The sequence below is a fragment of the Sporosarcina sp. 179-K 3D1 HS genome (assembly GCF_047228905.1).
Classification (GTDB): Bacteria; Bacillota; Bacilli; order Bacillales_A; family Planococcaceae; genus Sporosarcina.
The window spans coordinates 94453-114229 of record NZ_JBFEGI010000010.1 but is presented as its reverse complement, the minus strand read 5'-3'; the positions used below and the strand labels follow the sequence as shown (position 1 = coordinate 114229).

Sequence of the window (19777 nt, the reverse complement as noted above, 5' to 3'; positions counted from 1 at the left end):
TAATTCGTGTACAAAGTGGTCCCGATGACTCGGCTCGGACAGGAATCGTACCAGCCGAGCCGATCATCCATCTATAAGCAGTTGAATCGAATACTCTCGGAGGGCAAGGAAGTCCATCAAGTCAGAAGGAAAACACGCTTCGCCACGGAACGGTTTCCGGAAGGGCATTTGTTCTTTCCTGGGACAATACTAGTCCAAGATGAAGATGAAATATCAGGCGCTAAGGTGGATCGGCTAGAATCGGTATCGTTGAATGGTTTATCACAAATGAAGCTAATGAGGAAAATCGCTTTTTTAGACGGACAAAATTGCGCTTCTTTCTGTTCCGATCCGTTCCGGCACTTTTTTAGCGCCTATGGCTTAGCTGTCGACTGGCTTTCGGACATGGACATCAGACAAGGAAAGCTTAAAGACTATGACCTGTTAATTGTTCCGGGCGGCCCTGATGCGGGGGAGTCTTATTATGAAGGCTTGGGCGAGAAAGGGTATGAAGAAATCCGTAACTTCGTCCAACGGGGCGGAATGTACTTGGGTTCTTGCGCGGGAAGTTACTTTCCGTTATCAGCGAAGCAAGGTACGGTGCAAGCTGATGTTTGGTTGCATATGATTGAAGCGACGGATGAATCCGGGTTAGACTATTGGAGAACAGGAACCGGCTTCGTCCGCATCGAGTTCGAAGATGTGGACCATCCGATTGCCATGAGTTTGGCATTGGGTGAGCCAAGTACGATGGACGTCATTTATTGGGAAGGGCCTGCATTTTCCATGCTTGAGAATTCGAATGTTCAGGTGATTGCACGGTACAAAGACTTCTTGGCATCGGGGGCCTCTATGCCATCCTGGTCACTGGAAAATAATCAGATTGCTAGAGATGCGATGGAGTGGTCTAATCCATTGACGCGAGAACGGTTCGATCATCATTTGAAAGGGTACCCCGCCATTGTGGAAGCTTCCTATGGAAAAGGACATATGGTTTTATTGTCCCCGCATGCTGAATTTGGTACATGCGGGACGGAACATACAATGGCGGATAATCCCAATTATGTGTTGTTGATGAACAGTATCTATTATTTATCTTCTAAAGGGGGAGTATAAATGGTAACAGTAAGTTGCTCAACAGGAATCATTTATGAATTCAACAAAAACAATCCGCCGATCCAAGAGGTGGAATCTGGGACGACATTAACCATTCAGGCGTATGATTGTTTTCAAAATCAAATCCAATCAGCCGAAACAGAAGTGACTGCCATCGATTGGAATAAGATCAATCCGGCCACAGGTCCGATTTTTGTGAAGGAAGCGATGCCCGGAGATATTTTAAAAGTGAAAATCGAGAAGATTGAAATTGGTAATCAAGGCGTTATGGTCGTTGGACCTGAATTAGGGGTAATGGGGCATAGCATCGAAAAGATGACTTCTAAAATTTTGCCCATCCGAGACGGCAAAGTCCATTTTAATAATATCGCGCTGCCTGTGAATAAAATGATCGGGGTTATCGGCGTTGCACCAGAAGGGGAAGGAGTCAACTGCGGAACCCCCGGCGCGCACGGTGGGAACATGGACAATAAAATGGTCGCGGAAGGCGCTACCTTGTACTTCCCGGTATTTGCAGAGGGGGCGTTGTTTGGTCTAGGCGATCTGCATGGAGCCATGGGTGACGGTGAAGTGAGTGTATCGGGTGTAGAGGTGCCGGGTGAAGTGACCGTCACGTTGGAAGTCATTAAAGGACAGTTTATCAGGCATCCGATGCTAGAAAATGATGAAGTGTTCACACAAATTGTTTCAGCTGACACTTTAGATGAAGCCGCTAAAACGGCCGCAACTGAGATGATTGATCTCATTGTGGAAAAGTCCGGACTGCCACTGGAAGAAGTGACGATGCTGATGAGTGCTGCAGGACAATCCGAAATCTGCCAGATTGTAGACCCTTTGATGACGGCGAGATTCGTTGTGCCGAAGTGGTTGTTGGAGGAGTTGGGGGTTTCTTTAATTACGGAATAAAAAGATGGAATCTGAAAAAAGGGAACCGAGCGGCTATGCCAAATCAGTTCCCTTTTTCAAATGTGGTTCCTGAAAGATTCCGAAATTGTCTTAGAATGATAACGACCGAAAAAAGTTTTTCGATCGTTTTATCATCTCTGACCTTGGATAGAGCAGTTCTTATGTTTAATCTCCCGTTACAAATTTCATCTCATAATCCATGCCATGCTCAACAAAGAGCAACAGTCGGTAAGCTGTATTCGGAAGCAGCGGCTTTAGCGTAGAAATACCAATTTCCAGGTTACCGCTATTGAAAGTTTGGGTAGTCGGGACTTCTTTGTCGCCTCTTAGCACCTTGATGTCAACGACGTCTCCATCGGTCAAGGGGCGATCAAACGTAATCGTCCAAGTGGCATCCAACGGAACACCCCGTTTTTCAGGGAAAGGGACAAACGTTGAGCCCGTGCCGTCAAGAATGACCTCAACTAGTTCGTAGTCCGTAACATTGACGATTCCTTCCCCGAAAGAAGGATCCCATCCAACCGCACCGCGGTCATCGACATACCTCTTCAATAAACCTTCAATTTCTCCGACTGATCGTATCGGATTTTCCAGTTTAAACATTGCGGCCAGACCGCTTACATAAGGGGCTGCCATGGATGTTCCGCTATAGCTGGCAAATCGTCCCCCAGGCACGCTGGAATGGATATCGACCCCAGGTGCTGAAATATCTATGGATGCGCCGGTATTGCTAAAATCGGCGAGATGATCATTTTTATCGACTGCAGAGACGACGATGACTTTTTCATCGGATGCAGGGTAGAAGTTTTCCGTATCTGTACCTTCATTACCCGAAGAAACAACGATCGGTACGTTCTTTGAAAGAGCATAATCAATCGCTTCCGCTAAGAAAGGGGAGTACTCTTCGCCGGCGAAACTCATATTGATCACATCCGCTCCGTTATCTACCGCAAATCGGATTCCCTTCGCAATATCCGAATCGTATCCTTTCCCTTCGGCATCCAACGCACGAATCGGCATAATTTTTACATTTGCCGGGGTTGTATCTGCAATAATGCCCGCCAAGTGCGTACCATGAAAGTGTACATCCAACGGGTTTGTGTCGTTATTGATGAAATCATAACCGTCCACAAGCCGACCTTTTAAAAAAGGATGTGTGTAATCCACACCTGTATCGATGATTGCAACAATCGCGCTTCCTTCGATGGAGTTGATCATCGTTTTCATGTGCGGCGCTCCAATACGAATCGCCCCCCATGATTTTGTTTCCACACCACTTTCTTGTAAACTAATTGAACGAATAAAATCTGGCTGGAGAATATCCACTTTCTCTAACTCTTCAATTTCTTCAACTAAAACACTTTCAACCGTCTGATTGCCCTTCTCGTCCATCACTTGAACAATAACCCGATCCGTTTCTTCTCCGAAAGCGGGGAAGGCGCAAAGTGTCACCAGTAAAAATAGGACACTCGAAAGTATATTCTTTAACAATACCAACACCTCAAGATCATAATTACTTCATTCCTATATATCGGCGTAAGTGTCCGCGATTTTAAATCAAAACTATCGAATTGGAGAAAATTGCTCAGATAGTAGAAATGACAATAAAAAAAGGAAAAGCCCCGCAGTTCACTCTCCACGGAGCCTTTCCTTAGCCAAAAGGTATTTATCTAAATTCCGTCCAAGGAGAGTTGTTGTAGTAATCCTTCGTCATCATTAATTAAATAAGATATAAAGAAATTTCCGTAAATATTATATTGCATCTGAACTCGAGCTCATTCTGCAGGAGTCATAGCCTTCCGTTCCATGTTACAAAGTTAATAAATTACATAATAATTTGGAATTCATCATAATAAAATATTAGAAACATCTTTTATTTAATTGTTTTAATGATTATAAAAAGTTCTTTAAAATTTGGTTTTGGAGTGAATAACTGTTTTATACCTGCTATACCATTGATATTTTGATTTTTTTTGTACCAGCGATTTAGCAAGACATATAAGTATCCAGCAAAAAGTACTAGTGTGAAAATAGCTAAAATGAATTCAATACGTATTTGTGTGCGTACCATATTGTAGAGGTCTTCGTTATTATAAATATTTGCATATTGTGCTGCCATTGATCTTGTTTCTTCAGAAATTATAGGAAAAATATATGTAAGTACTAATAGTATCAAGCTTAATAACAATCCAATGATAGATAATAGCGAAGTAACAAAGCTGAACTTCACGACAATTTTAGAAATAATATTGGAACTAAAGAAATATGAATACACAATTATTCCTAACATCGCTAACATTAAAATACCGAAAACTCCAATTGCGCCAGACTCAAATAATAAATCTAATGGCACCATTGGAAGCATGAAGGAGAACATAGTTCCAGTACTAAAAATCAATAAAGCACTAAGCGCCAAATAAATCGATATAATATAGAAAATAATTTTCCCGATTAGAGCTATTTTTTTAGTATCGAAATTTTTCGGAATCCCCAATGTACTACTTACACCAGAATTTGAATTAGATTCACATTTTTCACATAATCCTGTAGAAATGTTTAATTCTTTTCCACAAAATGCACAAAACTTTTGATTCAATTTGCTTCCCCCTTAATTATTTCTTTAGTTAATTTAAAAAACAATTCACTGACGGACAGTAAAGTAATAAGCTAATTTTATTAATCCACAACAATTTAAATTTAGAGGAACAATCAGGATGTAAGTTTCATAAACTCATTTTAGGTTATTAGATCTATTATAGAGGGGACTATACAAGCAAAAAAATGCACCCCCTGAAATCTAAGGATAATTGAGGCTACCACACACCCAACAACCTTAGAAAAGGAAGTGACAAGTTGTTCCCTTAATCACATTGATTTAAGGATTCGCCAAAGCAAACTAAAATGGATTTATCAAGGATTTATGCTTCATCCTAGACAAGTTGACTTTGTAAACTTATTTAATAGCCGCTTGCTTCGTAATTTCAGAGCTTGAGTAGACAGCTTTAATGTCTGCACGCTGGACAAAACTGATTGATTAGCCCAACAATTGATTCTAGAGCAGACCGCCTTAACGTTTGTTTGTCGGAGCCCTAACTAGTGATTGCGGATCACCGACAATCTGATTGTGATATTTGTTAAAGCCCTACGCTTTTATAGAACTTTAACACTAGAAAATAACGGTAAGTATATTTTACCTCATAGTTGAAATTATTACTATACTTTGTATCAACATTAATTTTTCCTTAATTGAGAAATAAGCGCTACCGTCGCATAAGTGGGATAAATAATTCATAGCTTTCCATTAATACTTTTTAAAATAGGTACCTGTGCAACAAGCAATTTATAAAAAAATTCTGACGGCTGAGTGATGACGAATGAGTCCTCTAATCGAGAAATCGGTTGGGGGATTTTTCTGTTTACGCATGTATTTACAATCGTGAACAATCTTAATCAGTCTAATATGGGGTCAGCCATGAGGTACAAGCGGTGGTAGAGCATTTACGGGGTGTGTTGAGTAAGGAAGCAAGTTTGATTTCTCCCCACAAGGCCTTTTAGAGATAAAAGTTATCTGAAGGCTTCATGGGCGAATTTTTAGAAAGTACGGCCGCTTTCTTTGCTGCGCTGCTAGCATCTGTACTCACACCGTGCTTTTAGCCAGTTTTACGAAGGGTAAGTTCTCCAGCAAAGATGCGCCGAATGATGTTGTTTCTAAGGAAGATTATATTGTGTAAGGGAAAGGGAGCCAGGTATCCGGATCGATCAAAGTTCGAGGGTTTCTAGTATCAAATTTTGCAGTGTCTGCTATACTGTGCAGATCGTCCAGAGAGAATCTCCTCATATGCTCAAAGAACAAAATTTTATCAAATGAAAAGCTCCGCAGAGATTTCTCTCTAAGGAGCCTTTCCTCAGTCAGAAGGTATTTACCTGAATTAATCTAGAACTCAAACTTTATATCGAAATTCTATGAAGAAAAAATTTGTATTGTTTTATGGCTTGTACTTCAAAATAGAATACACCATCATAATACTCGAAACTGGCCTTTCTACCGGGTATATTACCGACTTGTTTAATATTCTTTCCGTCCACAGTCATCCGAAAAAGTTTCTGGGTATCGTCAAATGTATTGTTCACAAAATAAATATGTTTGGAACCAATAAAAGCTGAAGATGCTTCTATATTAGACACGCGTTTCAAGTTTTTCCCGCTGTAATCCATCCGATAAATATATCTACTTAAATCATTATCACTTCTATGAATGACCGAATAGATATATCCGTCTCTCACTATGATGGAATCAATGTTTTTAACATTTTTAATCAGTAAGGTTTCTTTTTTTGGACTGCTGATTTTAATTTTCGCCAAATTGAATGTAACATCCATATCATAGGGATCATTACTCACAGGGACAGTATAAGTAAAGTAGATCCATCCATTATGGATTGCATACTCTTGAACATAGCCCTTTGGTGAGTATAGGGATTTATTCCCTTTACCGTTTACACCTATTTGATAGAAACCCTTTTGCGTATAATAATAAATCAGATTACCGTCAATCTGGAAGCTGCTACTACTCACTTCCGGATATTGTTTAATGACTTTGCCGTCCAAGGAAAGTTGTTGTAGTAATCCTTCGTCATCATTAAATAGAATAAAGGAATTTCCGTAAATAGTAATATTGCTATAGCTGCCTTTTGTAATGAGTCTGGACTTTTTTAAGTCTTTGCTCAATTTGTATATGCCAGTAGCTTTGTTCTCTAGAGATCCACTATTTATATAGTAAATATCACCGCTTTTGACAGCGAAATTTCGCGACTGATAGTTTTCTCCTTTCAAATCCAAACTTGCCTTAGCTTCTTTCGCTTCAATGAAGTTAGGAAATAGTAGGCTAATGGCTATTAATATTGCTGATACTAGCGCCCATCGTTTCACTTCTGCATCCCCCTAACAAAAATCTGTTTTTCTATTTAAACATATCACTGACTATGAACTAAATCTAGAGTAGATGCATGCAGGACAGAAATCTGAACAACTATTGTAATATTCCTGAAAACTCACTACTATGATATTATGGACCTATGAGTGAGGTGGAGGGAATATGGAATATATAACAGTGACTTTGGTTGTGGTTGGACTAGTGTGTATAGGAATATTGTTTGTCAAAGTGAACAACCATTTAATGAAGGCAAATCAGTATGTTGCGGCACTTCAAGAGCAACATAATCAACAGTTAGAAGCAGAAATTGAAAGTCTTTCGAAGTTTTACGAGCAACGTTTTAAGGAACAGTTGGCATCTATAACGAGTACATACACGAATGACTTAGAGAAAAAATTGGACAAGTTAGATTTAACAATTAAACAGTCATTACATAGCTATCTCACCCAAGAGCAATATGAGATGCATCAATGGATTGAATTGATCAACAATGAATCCAATCATGCACAAGCCATTCAGCAAGTTGAAAGTGCATTGAACAAGTTTCCGGGAAGCAGTGAGCTAATCGAACTGTACACGAAACGTATTACTCCATACTTGGAGTCATCGGAACAGCCTATTCAAAAGTTAGCACTCGAGCGTTACAATCGTGCGACGCGTGTATTTCTGGATAATTGTCAGCCGTCAATGTGGAAAAGGGCAAAACAGCTGCATAATGAGGCATTGGAACTTGGCAACCGGTACATGAAAAGTAAAGTCCAGCAGTTTGAAATCCAGGCGGAACAAATTATTAGCGTGTTAGAGACTATTACGTCGGCTAAAAGCCTATCACCCAAGCAACTCGAACGTGTTGAAAAATTGGACAACAGGCTCCAGAAAGACCTATTGAAAAACTTTAAGGGTCTGCACGCACGTTATAATAAGGTGACGCAACGACTGTTTTCTCATCTTTCCCCAAGCATCGATCAAAAAGCCGTTAACGAATATAATTTAAATGCTATTCAACAATTCAAAAGTGCCCAGGAGTTATTCACTCAGCAAGAAAGTTCTTTCAAGCAAGGAATTGATTTGGCGCGCTTATCCAATTTGTTAGGATGTTGGGATCAAACTTATTTAACACCACCCACTCAACTTTATTTCCAAAATGTCTATTCTGATATCTTTGCGAAACTAAACCCTGAAGTAAAACCGGAAATGACGAAGCTGATGCTGAAAACAACGAAAAAGACGGTGTATGCATGATACGAAAGCCCTTAAGACATAGCAATCGACAGCTCTTTCATTCTTCAAATCGTTATTATGAAGGAGCTGCCGTTACATCCGTCTCCTCTGCTTGGATGGTGGATGAGTTTTTAGTAGAACCAAAGGAGCTTGCCTATCTCCAATATGAAGAAGAGGTTGTACGGAACTACGAAGAGTTAGTTCAAAGCCAAGCGATCGATAGCGGTGTTTCGATGGACTATGCCAGATCGGAAGGCGTTCAAAATGAGTGGGAAATCTATCATTTTTTTGCTCAGGAAGAAGTAAATGCTCCAACAGAGGTATTTGAGTATATCGACGATGATGGCAATAAAGCCTATTTCACTGAGGAACAGCAACAGCAGATCCAACAATGGGATCCCGGCACTTCCTATCCTATTGCGGGGATCGAAGGGCATCATATAGAAACAATTAAAGAAAATCCCACGGATACTGTCTTAGCAGCTGATCCCGATAATATCTTGTTTGCCACAGCTGAAGCTCATCGAACCCATTTACATGATGGAAATACACAAAACCCCACAAATGAAGCCTATATAGAGTTGAAATCTTCAGGCGATGATAAATTGGCAAACACCTTGTCTTACAATGAAGATCTGATCACGTTTAATTTTTGGGAAGCCGGGGCACTTGCAGCGACGGGGTCTGCGGCTATTTATGTAACGGCCAGTATGATAATTGATTGGGCAAAGCTTCGAAAGGATCCACGCCCTTGGATTCAAAAGCGTAAAGATTTAGCCATTCATAGCATGATGGCAGGAATCATGGGGCTTGGAATGGGAGCAATCGGATATACGATTCACACAGGCATTGCTCATGTAATCGGAGACTATTCGATTGCAGGATTAGAAACCTTTTTTGAAAGTATGCTAGCAATCAATGGCACGTTTTTTGCCATTTCTCTAACTGCTGCGAGCCTGACCTACTTTCGTTTGCGAAGACAGGGGCAGACGCATGAACAAGCGTTTCAGCAATTTAAATCCCTGGCAATCACGTCTCTGGCAGAGTTTACCGCCTTCAGTGTACTGGGTATTGGTATCGAACTGGGAATCGATACATTGGGCGGTCTTGCTCTAGAAGCTGTGCTGCCGGATCCAACGGGTATATTAATTGCAGGTCGACTTCTTTATAGTGCTTTTAAAATAGGGAAAAAATATATGAATGGCCAAAAGGAGAAAACTGCATTTGAGACTTGTGAAATCGTACGAAGAGATTTCTATTATCAACAAGCTTTACAGCATCAGAGACAATATCGCTTAGAGTGACACGACAATTACCTTTCAAATAGCCCCCAAACCATCTGGTCTGGGGGCTTTGCTCATTTTATTTCCTTCGTCGAGATCAGTTGGTGGACGAGAAACTCCAGCTCAGAAAAAGGAAACTACCTCGATCGAGCTGATCGAGGTAGTTTTCTCATGCTGCATCAGTCTTATTTCATCTATGATAATACGCAATAAACAAGTATAATAGTCCCGTAAGTATTTTAATAGACTGCAACAAAGGTGGCAAATACTACACCGGAATTGTCCGAATAGTGTTCGAATGGTAGGTTGCACAGGCACCTATTCATATATCCAGAATGCTCAATGTCTGATCCAACTCTCGTTTTTTGCGTTCCACTTCTTCTTTAATTACGTGTGAAAGGCGTTGTTCCAAACGTTTGCGTGTATGTTCTTCGTATAGGATGGATTGCACTTCTTCCAATACGGTAGCGGTGATCAATTCGTTTAACTCATGATCTGGCAGAGACGGTTCGTTGCGCATCAATTGCATGGAGAAGTTGAACTGTAACGCTTTAATCGTCAGTTCGCCATTTTGCTTTTGTGAGGGCATCTCCGACTTCTTTTCGAGAGAAGTTGGCTCGTTTGACACTAATATCTGAGAGAAATCATAGCCGAGCGCTTCCGATATGCGATTGATTGTTTGCAGCGTCGATTGCCGTAAACCGTTTTCTATCATTGAGATGGCGCTCTGCGACAAATCTGTCTTATTGGCCAACTCGGTCATCGTCATTTTCAATTCTTTTCGTCGTTCTTTAATTTTCTTGCCCAACGTAATATACCGATTTGAAATATCACTCATAATAACTCCTCCTGTAATATTAATGTCGATTATAACTGATTGTCAGGAAAAAATCTTGTTTTAACTAAATTAAAATAAATCTCTTTACATGATTATCACTTTAAGTTATATTTATGACGAATAGTTAATAAACCTAGAAGGAGGTTTTGCCCTATGCTTTTGAAAAATCATACTCTGAATACATACCACCGTAGTTTTGAAAAATTTACCAAAACATTTATTCATGTTTTCGGCCGGGAAGACGCTTTGGATGACCTCTGTCACCAAGAAGCGGAACAGTTGAAGATGATTGCGGAGAACATGAGTGGTTCCCAGTCCCGTTTTCTGGATGCCTTGCATTTGTCGGTGATGGATGAAGAGAGACTGGCTGAATTGGAATTTGAATTGTACTCTAAGCTGCCCGATGCCAGTCTGGCCCCCGTGTTTTACCTATCATTCCAGAATGGTTATGAAACTAGTACCGTGCTTCTAGGAGAAGATTTCTTTAAATCGCTTGTCGCTGAATCCCCGGATAGTTTTGTGGAAAAAGTGCTGATTTTGGAGGTTGTTATCGGTACGCTTGCCAAATTTAAGACATCAGCGGACTTGTCCATCGGCCTGGAAGAACTTGAACTCCTGCTGGAAGTGGAGAGTTCCCATGACAATACAAAAGGAAAGGATGATGAACTGATGAACATATTTGATGAATCTATTTTCGCCACTGGAGCTGCAAAGGAAGAGAAAATAAGGGAAAAAGCATTTGATCCCGCAGTGATAGAAGCGGACGAGGAGGCAGTGCAATGGGAAGAAGGCATTGATGAAGAAGAGCAGGAAGAAACGGAGCTCCTTTTGGTGGATGTGGAAGGGAACGGAAATGCAAAAGTGGTCGACTTGACGGTTTTCGAAGAGGACGATGACCTAGATTGGGACATCGACTTCGAGGAAGTGGAAGTGCCTGTAGAAGAGGATGAGGAATCAATAGCTCTGTTGAATGAATTGATCATTGATCTGTATAATCGCTCGGATACGGAAAGCCGTCCGCTCATCAAACAATTGCGCGGTGAATTGTTTGAACTGGAAGTCACTTCCCCGACAGACGAGGATTTCAAGGAGAAAGTGCATCAATTTCAGCGCGAGCTGCTCTCCCTTGAACTGCATGCGGTCGAGGATTTACAAATCCAAGTTCAAATGGCGCGCCATTCATTGGCATTACTGTCGACCAAGGAGGTGTGACGGTATGATCATCAACGGGATTGACCTATCCAATCACTTCATCATCTTCGACTCCAACGGGTTGATGCACAAAGAGTTCCAGCGCTTCATCCGTTCGACGCTTGTCGACAACTATAATGAAACATTGCAGAAAAAGAATGTAAAGGATTTCCGCATCTTGATCCCGGAGGCGGCGCTCGCTGAGCTGGAGAATCTAAGCCAGCGGCCGGGCTCTGAAAATTTACAGACGCGTACCGACGCGATGGACGGCTGGGAGCTGGCAAAACGCCTCATCCAGGCAAATTACGCAGAGATCATGCGTTCCGATTATACCGGGACAGTCGGCCGATTTAATGATGTCGCGTTGCTGACCATCTTCATGGAGCTGCGGCGACATACGAACGTGGCCCTCCTGACCAATGACCGCCGGCTTGCGACCGATGTGCTGAACTTGAATCTATTGCAGTCAGTTGAATCCAAGTTTTCCGTGAAAGCGCTGTTTGTCGACTTGCGGAACGAGCAGCTCCATGAATGGCTGCTCGACCCGGAAAAGCGTGAAGCCAAGCGTTTTGATTCTGAAATTTTAAGAAAGTAGGTACTACGATGAACGTGACCTTTTCCATTGATGCTGAAAACGGACAAGAGCTATTGCTCGTGGATCATTATTTCTTCTACGATATGTTGAACCAGGATTACTCGGCCGATCAGCGTAAGCAGATCGAACAAGCCATCAAAAACTACGTGCCCCAGCTTGTTGCTGATACGCGTGCCGTCAATCCAAACTACAAAATGTTCATCGGCAAGTATGCGATCAATGCCCTCAAAATCGAGCAGAATCACTCCTTCAAGCGGGTCATCAACGCATATTTGAACGGATATATGGATTTCTTCGAGACGGAGTCGTATTTCAGTTCCGGCATCGACCCGAGGCCCGACGATATCGCCGGCTACGAGCTAGAGTTTTACCGTAGTTTTGTCAATCAGATGAAAGCGTCAGGGAGCGAACAGCGTGCCGTCCTGCTTACAAGTCATCCAAACGCCGAGAGGTTGGCGGACCGACTCATCGATACGGGACTAGCCAAAGTGATCAGCTTCTCCCCGGAGTGCGGGTTCATGGAATATAAGACTGTAAGGCCGGAAGAAGGGGATGTCGTCTATCTAGAAGGACAACCAATCGCCCTTGGACACCGCATGGATGGTGGGGGGGAAGCTGACATATTCGAACTGAGCCATGGCAAGCTGGCGAAAATCTACAAGACCGTGCCGGACATCCAGACGCATTTGCCGAACTGCTTCAAGTTCCAGCAAGACATCCGGCGCCGGAATGAGCGTCTCGATGTGCTGTTGGGCGACCCGCGCTTTGAAGTGAATGACCGCTATATCATCCTACCCCAATATAAATTGACGGATGCCAACGGACAGCTAGTGGGAATCGTTATGGATCGGGCGGAAGGCACAGTACTTATGGACATCATAACAAAAAATATTTATCCATTTGAAGGGTTCAAACGATCCGACCTATTGACTATTGCTAAAAAGATTATTATTAAAATGAAGAAATTGCACACACACGGCATCATCATGGGTGATGTAAACTTGGAAAATATTTTAGTCGACGCGAAAAGTCCCGAAGATATCCAGATTTACATTATCGACTTAGATAGTTGCCAGATTGAAGGGTTTCCATCCATGTTCGAGACTCCTGAATTCACCGATCCATTATGGCTTCAGGAACGTGAGACCAAAGGGTTCATTCCGAGAACGATTGAAAATGAATGTTTCACGATAGCGATCTTGCTATTCAATATTATCTTCAACAACGTGCATCCTTACCAGCACCCGACAGGAAGAAATTTGCAGGACAATACGCGGAAGCGGCTCTATCCGTATAAAATCCAGGAAGAGGATGCCAAATTCATCCAAAAGACATTTGGAGTCGAGGTGGAACCCGATCCGAACCGCAACGAGAAGAAAGCTCCGACTGTGGCCAATTATACGCACTCCCATTTGCCTAGATATTTGAAGTGCATGTTCTACGCGACATTCGCGAGCCAGGGCAAGGATTTCAGGCCATCCACCACTCAAATGATGAGAGGCATTGAAAGCTACATCAAACACGTGGAGATGAATCCGTCCAGTAATAAGATGGTCTACGACAATTTCGCCATCGCTGAACAGAATACGATCCACTTCCATTGCTCGTCCAAGAATTGCCGAAAAGAATATTATTACCATTACAACAAAGTGCTGAGCAGCTTACGTTCGGATGAAACGTACTTGTACTGTAACGAGTGCATCAATATTTATGATACGCAAATCAAAAAATGGCTGAATGATGACAGCCTGCCTGAAAAAGACCGGCAAGCGCTCAAGACGGAATGGGAAGCGAGCTTAAACCCGCAAAATGTCGAGCGATTGCTTTATGATTTCTTCCTTGATCCCGATAAAGATCATAAAGACCGGGAAAAGTTTGAAATGGTCTTACTGTCCAAGCGCAATAACCGGCCGGCTTCCTCCAGCGGGCGACATTCTGCGCAACAGACCCGGACAGTTCCGAGACCTCGTTCGGCTGCCCAAACTCCGAAGGGACCTGCGAAAAATCCCACATCCACCAAGCATGCGGGCCCCTATTCGCAAGCGTCCAAAGCGAATGCGAATAACCAAAAATCAGCCAAAAGCGGCCCTGGTTCCTCAAGTCCGCAACAAACGCCTGGTCTATTCGGTTTCCTGAAGAAACTGTGGAACAACTAATACAAGGAGTGATTGCAGATGTCAGAATTAATGAAAACGATTGAACGCATCAAAAAGAAGAATGAAAGCCTTGCGGCACGGAAAGGGACGAAATTGCCGATTTGCATATTAGTAGATACGAGTGCGTCGATGAAAGACAATGACAATATCACTAGATTAAATGAAGGGCTTTCTATCTACCGAGAAGAAATGCTGAAAGACCCGAAGACTTGTGACCATATCGAAGTGGCCATTGTGGAATTCGGCAATCGGGGCACCCGGCTGGCGGTCGATTTTGAGGACTTGCGGGAGCAGCGATTCCCTGTCTTCACAGCCGCAGGCATTACGCCATTATGCGATGCGATTGAAAAAGGGATTTCAGCATTGGAAGAGCAGCTAGGCATTTATTCGAGTCAAGGGATCTATTTCCATCCACCTCATATGATCATCATGACGGACGGCGAACCTACGTTAAGCAATCAAGTGGATGAAGAGGGATACGGGATTTACTTGCGAAGTACAGACCAAGAGTTCAAGGATACACTGAAACGGTTTAATAAGTTTAAAGCAGAGCAAGGCTTGGTGTCCATCACGATCGGCGTGGGAGAAGGTATCACCGATTCGTTCTTTCTGGAACAGTTCGCTTCCTCCCCGGGGAACGTACTGAAAATGGCGGACCAGGACAATATTGTCGAGTTTTTCAAACTTCTGAGCCGCAGTACTTCGGTGCTGACCCGTGCGGTTCCAAATCCGGAAAGCCGGTTGGACCTTGTCAATGACGACAGCAGGGGAGTCGTATCGCCATGGAACCAAATCCGCTCATAAGGCGGCAAGGGGATGCCCTAGAGCGGCATCCCTTTCAATTCCATATTGGGAGGAATAGTGATGACAACTTTGATGGAGCGCATTAACCGAAAAAAAATGAAACTGGCCGGTCTGGAAAATCGGCGCAGTAAGAAAATTCCATTCGTCATCGTCATTGACATTAGCGGGACGATGGAACTAAATGATAATATCGGCAAAGTCAATCGGGGGCTTCAAGCTTTCTATGATGTACTGCTGGAAGACCCGAAAATCTGCGACAGTCTCGATTTGTCCATCATAACGTTCGGCGGGGAGGAGCGGGTCCATCTGGCGGTCGATTTTGACGATATCCGCAATCAGGCCGTGCCAACTTTCGAAGCATACGGCAATACGCCGCTTTGTCCTGCAATCATAATGGCGCTGGACAATATTGAAGACCAGATCGATGCCTACCATTCGATCGGCATTTCGAATACAAAACCGATCATGCTCATCATGACAGACGGCGAACCGTCCCGATATGAGTATGCGGAACTGGTGGAAAATGGAGAAGAGTACTGGGTCGCGGACCCGCTCCAAAAAACGGATATGGAGTTCACGGAAGCCAAGTCCAAATTCGATCGCTTCCGGAAAATGACCGATATGGAAGTTCACATTATCGCATTGGGTGATGAAGTGAAGGACTTGTATTTCTTGGAACAGTTTTCAACCGGCCTTAACAGTGTAAAGCGCTTGGAAGATACCGATATCCTCGCATTCTTCGAACATTTGACGATATCTGTCGGCACGCTTCCAGTCGCATTTGATGCGAATCCGAATAATCCGGATCCATTTCAAGTATTTGATGTATTTGAACGTTTTAAAAAGGGCAATCTATCAACATATAGCTAGGTTGATAGATGGTGAACATGTAATTTGACGTAGGAGTTGAGAGACATGCGGCACTGGAGATCGTCGAGTGCATATACGCGCGGGACAAGCCACGCCGAATGGGGCACCCCTTGCCAGGATCGCGCCGTCCACAATGAATTGGACGGCGCCCACGCCATCATTCTGGCGGACGGGGCTGGATCGTATGAACATTCCCATCTAGGCGCGGAAAGGGTTGTAACGAAGTTAGCTTATTATTTATGCGATCGTTTTGACCGATTGAATACATTGGAATCGCGTGACATAGCCGGGGAACTCCATGCTTACTTGCATGAGCAGTTAAACGTCCTTGTTCTCGACCATGACAGGAACAAAGAGGAATTTTCGTCCACTTTGCTATTTGTCGTGACGAAAGGCGAAGACTACATTGCAGGGCATGTCGGGGACGGCATCATTGTAAAATATGAAGGCGGAAATACGGAAATCCTGTCAGAACCGGAAAATGGGCTCTATGAAAATGAAACCTATTTTGTCAGCATGGATGCGCTACATGAGCATTTCCGAATTTACAGGGGAACCGTGAAAGAAGATTCGGGTTTTGCAATCATGTCCGACGGTTCCGCGGCTTCATTCTACAGCAAATCGCAAGGACTGGATACCCAAAACCTGGGGGTCATCATAGATCATTTCCAGAAAGCGACGACCAACACTTTCTCCGAAGACTTGAACGCCCTGCTCATTGCACTCATTGAGAACACGGATGATGATTGCTCCATCGCCGTCCTGGCCGCGTCGAAAGGAGATCCGATCACTATGGAGCCTTCCGGGCTGCTCACTGCCGAAGCCGCACGGGTGCATACCGCCACGAAAGTCACAACGGCACATGCCGGGAAAACGATCGACGAACTCTTGGCCCCTCGCATATTCGGTGAGGATGATGAGGAGGAATCCGGATTGGACGAAACGGATTATGTGGACGATGTCGATGTTGATTACTTGGATGAACACTTTGAGTATGAAGACATGGAAGAGGATATGAAGGAAGAAGGCCGGGAACAAGCCGAAGCAATGGAGTCCGGGCATCCAACCGATGAAGAGTCCGATGGTCAAACGTGCAGCAGCACGGATGACTCCGAATGATCGGAGAAGTGTAAAACTTATAACTATATAACTACAGTTGAAATAGCGAATTACAGCAGGGGCTATCTTTTCTCGACTGCTGTGTTTGGTGAGATTAAACTTTAACATGTTTCCATTATTGTATCAATTTAGTAGTAATGCTATTGTATTAGTGCAATCGCCTATTCAGAATAACGGGTCTTTTTGATTAGTAAGGGGGATTCGGATGAACAGTGTGGAACGGTTGGAGCGGATTCACTTTCTTTACTCCCTATATAGCTACCTTCTAATCAAAGAAGAATTGTTTATCAACAGGTTGATTCAACTAGGATCCTTACGAATGATTGATCAGAGACAGCTGAATGTCTTGTCAAACGAATGTTACGTGATGAGCAGGAATGGATTGAAAAATATAAAGGAAATGGAGAAATGGATGAGTACTTTACATGTATCTGCCAGCGATCCTCCTGAAGATTTGCAGGATTTGCTGGAAGAGGAGCTAGCGCGGTTGACGACGGTCTCCCTTGAGGAATTTGCGGCGGAGACCGCGGAATTGCCTGCAACGAAAGAGGATCTTCAGCAATTCAAACGCTTTACATACAAGAGCTTCCAGACGCTACAGGATTTGATCGACAATGCGCAGATGGCCGGCCCGTTGCAGGAAGAGTTGGGCCGGTTCAAAGAGGGCGCGATGGAAGACCAATATTCCATGGCCAAAACGGCCGTCGAGATATTTAATTTGTTTGATCGGGTACGATTGACGTATGCCCAGGAGAATGCGCAAGTTTCGGAGAAATTGGAAGCCGTGGTGACACATTCTCTTAATCTATTGAAAGATTTGGGAATCCATGAGATAGAGGTTTACGGGAAGGATTTCGACGGCGATTATATGGAGTCGCTTGGGACTGTTCCCGCTAAAGAGACTGAGCCGGGCTTGCAAACCTACCAAGTAGCCGTGGTGTTCCGCAGAGCCTTCACATTCGAAGGGAACGGCAAAGTGATTCAAGATGCGTTGGTGAAGACTGTTTTATAAAAAGGGGGAAATATGAATGGCTATCATCGGAATCGACTTAGGCACAACCAATTCAGCGATGGCTATGTACAAGGACGGCGAAGCCGAAATTATCCTGAATGGCAATGATCAGCGGACGACGGCTTCCGCATTTCAATTGAAACCGAATGGGGAGGAAGTGATTGGTTCCTCTGCCAAGAAAGGTGCCGCTTCCATGCCGCGCCATACCGTGCTGGAAGTGAAGCGGAAAATGGGAGGAGAGGAGGAAGTCCAAGTCGGGGCGCGCACATACAAACCCGAGGAGATATCCTCCAAGATCCTGAGATATCTTAAGAAAAGCGCGGAGGAGAAACTGGGGGAACCAGTGACAGAAGCTGTCATCACCGTTCCGGCCTATTTCACGGATGCCCAGAGGAAATCGACGAAAATCGCTGGAGAGTTGGCGGGGTTACGGGTCGAACGGATCATCAATGAACCTACTGCTGCAGCTCTAGCATTCTGCCACGATAATTTGGACGAAGACCAGTTTATCCTCGTATATGACTTGGGCGGTGGAACGTTCGATGTCTCCCTCGTCGAATTATTTGATGGCGTCATCGAAGTGAAATCTAGCACAGGGGACAACTTCCTAGGCGGGACGGATTTTGACGAGACGATCATCAAATTGATCAAAGACAAGTTCCTGAAAGCGAATGGCTTCCCGATGGAAGAAGCCGCCCAGGATGCGAATATGCTGTACTACATGTTGAAAGAAGCGGCGGAGAACGCGAAAATCGAGCTATCCACTCAAGTGGAGACGGACATCTCCTTGCCGTTTATCGGGTTGAAGGATAATCTACCCGTCAGTTTCATAGGTCAGCTGACCCGCATTGAATTCGAGAATGCCATCCGCGAAAAAGTCGAATCGACGATAATAAAGATCAATGAAACGCTGGAGGAAGCAGCCATCTCCAAAGATCAAGTGAGCGAGATTCTGATGGTCGGCGGCTCGACACGGATTCCGCTCGTTCGGGGATATGTGGAAAAGGCATTCGGTAAGAAAGTTCGGACAGATATCAATCCCGATGAAGTGGTGGCCACCGGCGCCGCTGTACAAGCAGCCCTGAAAAGCGGGGAAATCGATTCCGCTGTCGGGCTTGTCGCGATTGACGTGTGCCCTTATACACTAGGTATCGAAATTGTCAATAAAGTGAACAACCAGATCATCCCAGGTTATTTTGATCCTATCATCCGTAAAAACAGCGCCATTCCGGTGACGGAAAGAAAAACATACAATACGGTCAGCGATAATCAGACATCGGTGAACGTAAAAGTATACCAAGGGGAAGGTCGGTTCGTCAGTGAAAACCAGCTCGTTTCCGATGAACTCCATGTGGAAGGAATCCCGCCGAATGCGGCCGGGCAGGAGGAAGTGGAAATCAGTTTCAGTTATGACATCAATGGTATTATCCAGATTTCCGCAGTCATTGTAAGCACGGGGCATAAAGTGACCCAAGTGATTCAGTCCCAGCAAGGAGTCATGTCAGCCAAGGAGAAAAGACGATCGATGGAGCGGATGGAGCAGGAAGGGTTAGACGCCGATCTCTATGAAGGGATGAAAAAAGCGATCCATAACGCCGAAAAGATGATGGATGACTGCTCTCCTGAAGACCGTACCCGGATTGAACGGATTTTGGCGGATATCGAAACAGCGGTGGCTGCCGAGGATAATGCCGCATTGCGAAAATTGGATGAACAGCTGCTCGATCTGCTGATTGAGCTTGTGTAAGGTGGCG

General features: G+C 43.9%; 16 protein-coding genes. 12 read left to right on the top strand and 4 right to left on the bottom strand.

The window, feature by feature from the left end; all coding sequences use genetic code 11:
* The first annotated feature begins 6 nt into the window (after positions 1–6).
* Together AB1K83_RS13550 and AB1K83_RS13545 are read left to right on the top strand one after the other, a co-directional pair.
* Positions 7–1095: a BPL-N domain-containing protein gene (locus AB1K83_RS13550; protein ID WP_413058739.1), complete on the top strand. Its 1089-nt coding sequence runs from the start codon at positions 7–9 to the stop codon at positions 1093–1095.
* Positions 1096–2001, top strand: coding sequence for an acetamidase/formamidase family protein (locus AB1K83_RS13545; protein WP_413058738.1), 906 nt, complete (start codon positions 1096–1098; stop codon positions 1999–2001). It abuts the gene before it with no gap.
* A 165-nt stretch (positions 2002–2166) separates the two neighbouring features.
* Here AB1K83_RS13545 and AB1K83_RS13540 read toward each other — a convergent pair whose 3' ends face one another.
* The 3 genes from AB1K83_RS13540 to AB1K83_RS13530 form a co-directional block, all read right to left on the bottom strand.
* A complete protein-coding gene (locus AB1K83_RS13540; RefSeq protein ID WP_413058737.1) occupies positions 2167–3492 on the bottom strand; it encodes a S8 family peptidase in 1326 nt (441 codons plus the stop codon).
* A gap of 382 nt (positions 3493–3874) precedes the next feature.
* Entirely contained in the window at positions 3875–4597 is a 723-nt protein-coding gene (locus AB1K83_RS13535; RefSeq protein ID WP_413058736.1) for a hypothetical protein, read from the bottom strand.
* A gap of 1352 nt (positions 4598–5949) precedes the next feature.
* Positions 5950–6930, bottom strand: coding sequence for a DUF5050 domain-containing protein (locus AB1K83_RS13530; protein WP_413058735.1), 981 nt, complete (start codon positions 6928–6930; stop codon positions 5950–5952).
* Between the two features lie 166 nt (positions 6931–7096).
* On the opposite strand from AB1K83_RS13530, the gene AB1K83_RS13525 reads away from it, so the two are divergent.
* Entirely contained in the window at positions 7097–8176 is a 1080-nt protein-coding gene (locus AB1K83_RS13525) for a hypothetical protein (protein WP_413058734.1), read from the top strand.
* Positions 8173–9459 (top strand): hypothetical protein, encoded by a 1287-nt coding sequence (locus AB1K83_RS13520; RefSeq protein ID WP_413058733.1) that lies wholly within the window; start codon positions 8173–8175, stop codon positions 9457–9459. Before AB1K83_RS13525 ends, AB1K83_RS13520 begins: the two co-directional genes overlap by 4 nt.
* A gap of 301 nt (positions 9460–9760) precedes the next feature.
* Here AB1K83_RS13520 and AB1K83_RS13515 read toward each other — a convergent pair whose 3' ends face one another.
* Positions 9761–10276 carry a helix-turn-helix domain-containing protein gene (locus AB1K83_RS13515; protein WP_413058732.1) on the bottom strand — a complete coding sequence of 172 codons (516 nt, stop codon included), beginning with the start codon at positions 10274–10276 and terminating at the stop codon, positions 9761–9763.
* 153 nt (positions 10277–10429) lie between these two features.
* Here AB1K83_RS13515 and AB1K83_RS13510 point away from each other — a divergent pair, with 153 nt between their 5' ends.
* The 8 genes from AB1K83_RS13510 (at position 10430) to AB1K83_RS13475 (ending at position 19770) form a co-directional block, all read left to right on the top strand.
* A complete protein-coding gene (locus AB1K83_RS13510; RefSeq protein WP_413058731.1) occupies positions 10430–11488 on the top strand; it encodes a hypothetical protein in 1059 nt (352 codons plus the stop codon).
* A 4-nt stretch (positions 11489–11492) separates the two neighbouring features.
* Complete coding sequence (locus tag AB1K83_RS13505) at positions 11493–12062, top strand: PIN domain-containing protein (RefSeq protein ID WP_413058730.1); 570 nt, start codon at positions 11493–11495, stop codon at positions 12060–12062.
* Positions 12063–12070: 8 nt separating this feature from the next.
* Positions 12071–14218, top strand: coding sequence for a protein kinase domain-containing protein (locus tag AB1K83_RS13500; RefSeq protein ID WP_413058729.1), 2148 nt, complete (start codon positions 12071–12073; stop codon positions 14216–14218).
* A gap of 18 nt (positions 14219–14236) precedes the next feature.
* Positions 14237–15022 (top strand): vWA domain-containing protein, encoded by a 786-nt coding sequence (locus AB1K83_RS13495; protein ID WP_413058728.1) that lies wholly within the window; start codon positions 14237–14239, stop codon positions 15020–15022.
* 60 nt (positions 15023–15082) lie between these two features.
* Positions 15083–15892, top strand: a complete 810-nt coding sequence (locus AB1K83_RS13490) for a vWA domain-containing protein (RefSeq protein WP_413058727.1) — start codon at positions 15083–15085, stop codon at positions 15890–15892.
* A gap of 45 nt (positions 15893–15937) precedes the next feature.
* Complete coding sequence (locus AB1K83_RS13485; protein ID WP_413058726.1) at positions 15938–17011, top strand: PP2C family serine/threonine-protein phosphatase; 1074 nt, start codon at positions 15938–15940, stop codon at positions 17009–17011.
* 205 nt (positions 17012–17216) lie between these two features.
* Positions 17217–18023: a nucleotide exchange factor GrpE gene (gene grpE, locus AB1K83_RS13480; protein ID WP_413058725.1), complete on the top strand. Its 807-nt coding sequence runs from the start codon at positions 17217–17219 to the stop codon at positions 18021–18023.
* A 16-nt stretch (positions 18024–18039) separates the two neighbouring features.
* On the top strand, positions 18040–19770 hold the full coding sequence (locus AB1K83_RS13475; protein WP_413058724.1) for an Hsp70 family protein: 1731 nt from the start codon (positions 18040–18042) through the stop codon (positions 19768–19770).
* Positions 19771–19777: the final 7 nt, after the last annotated feature.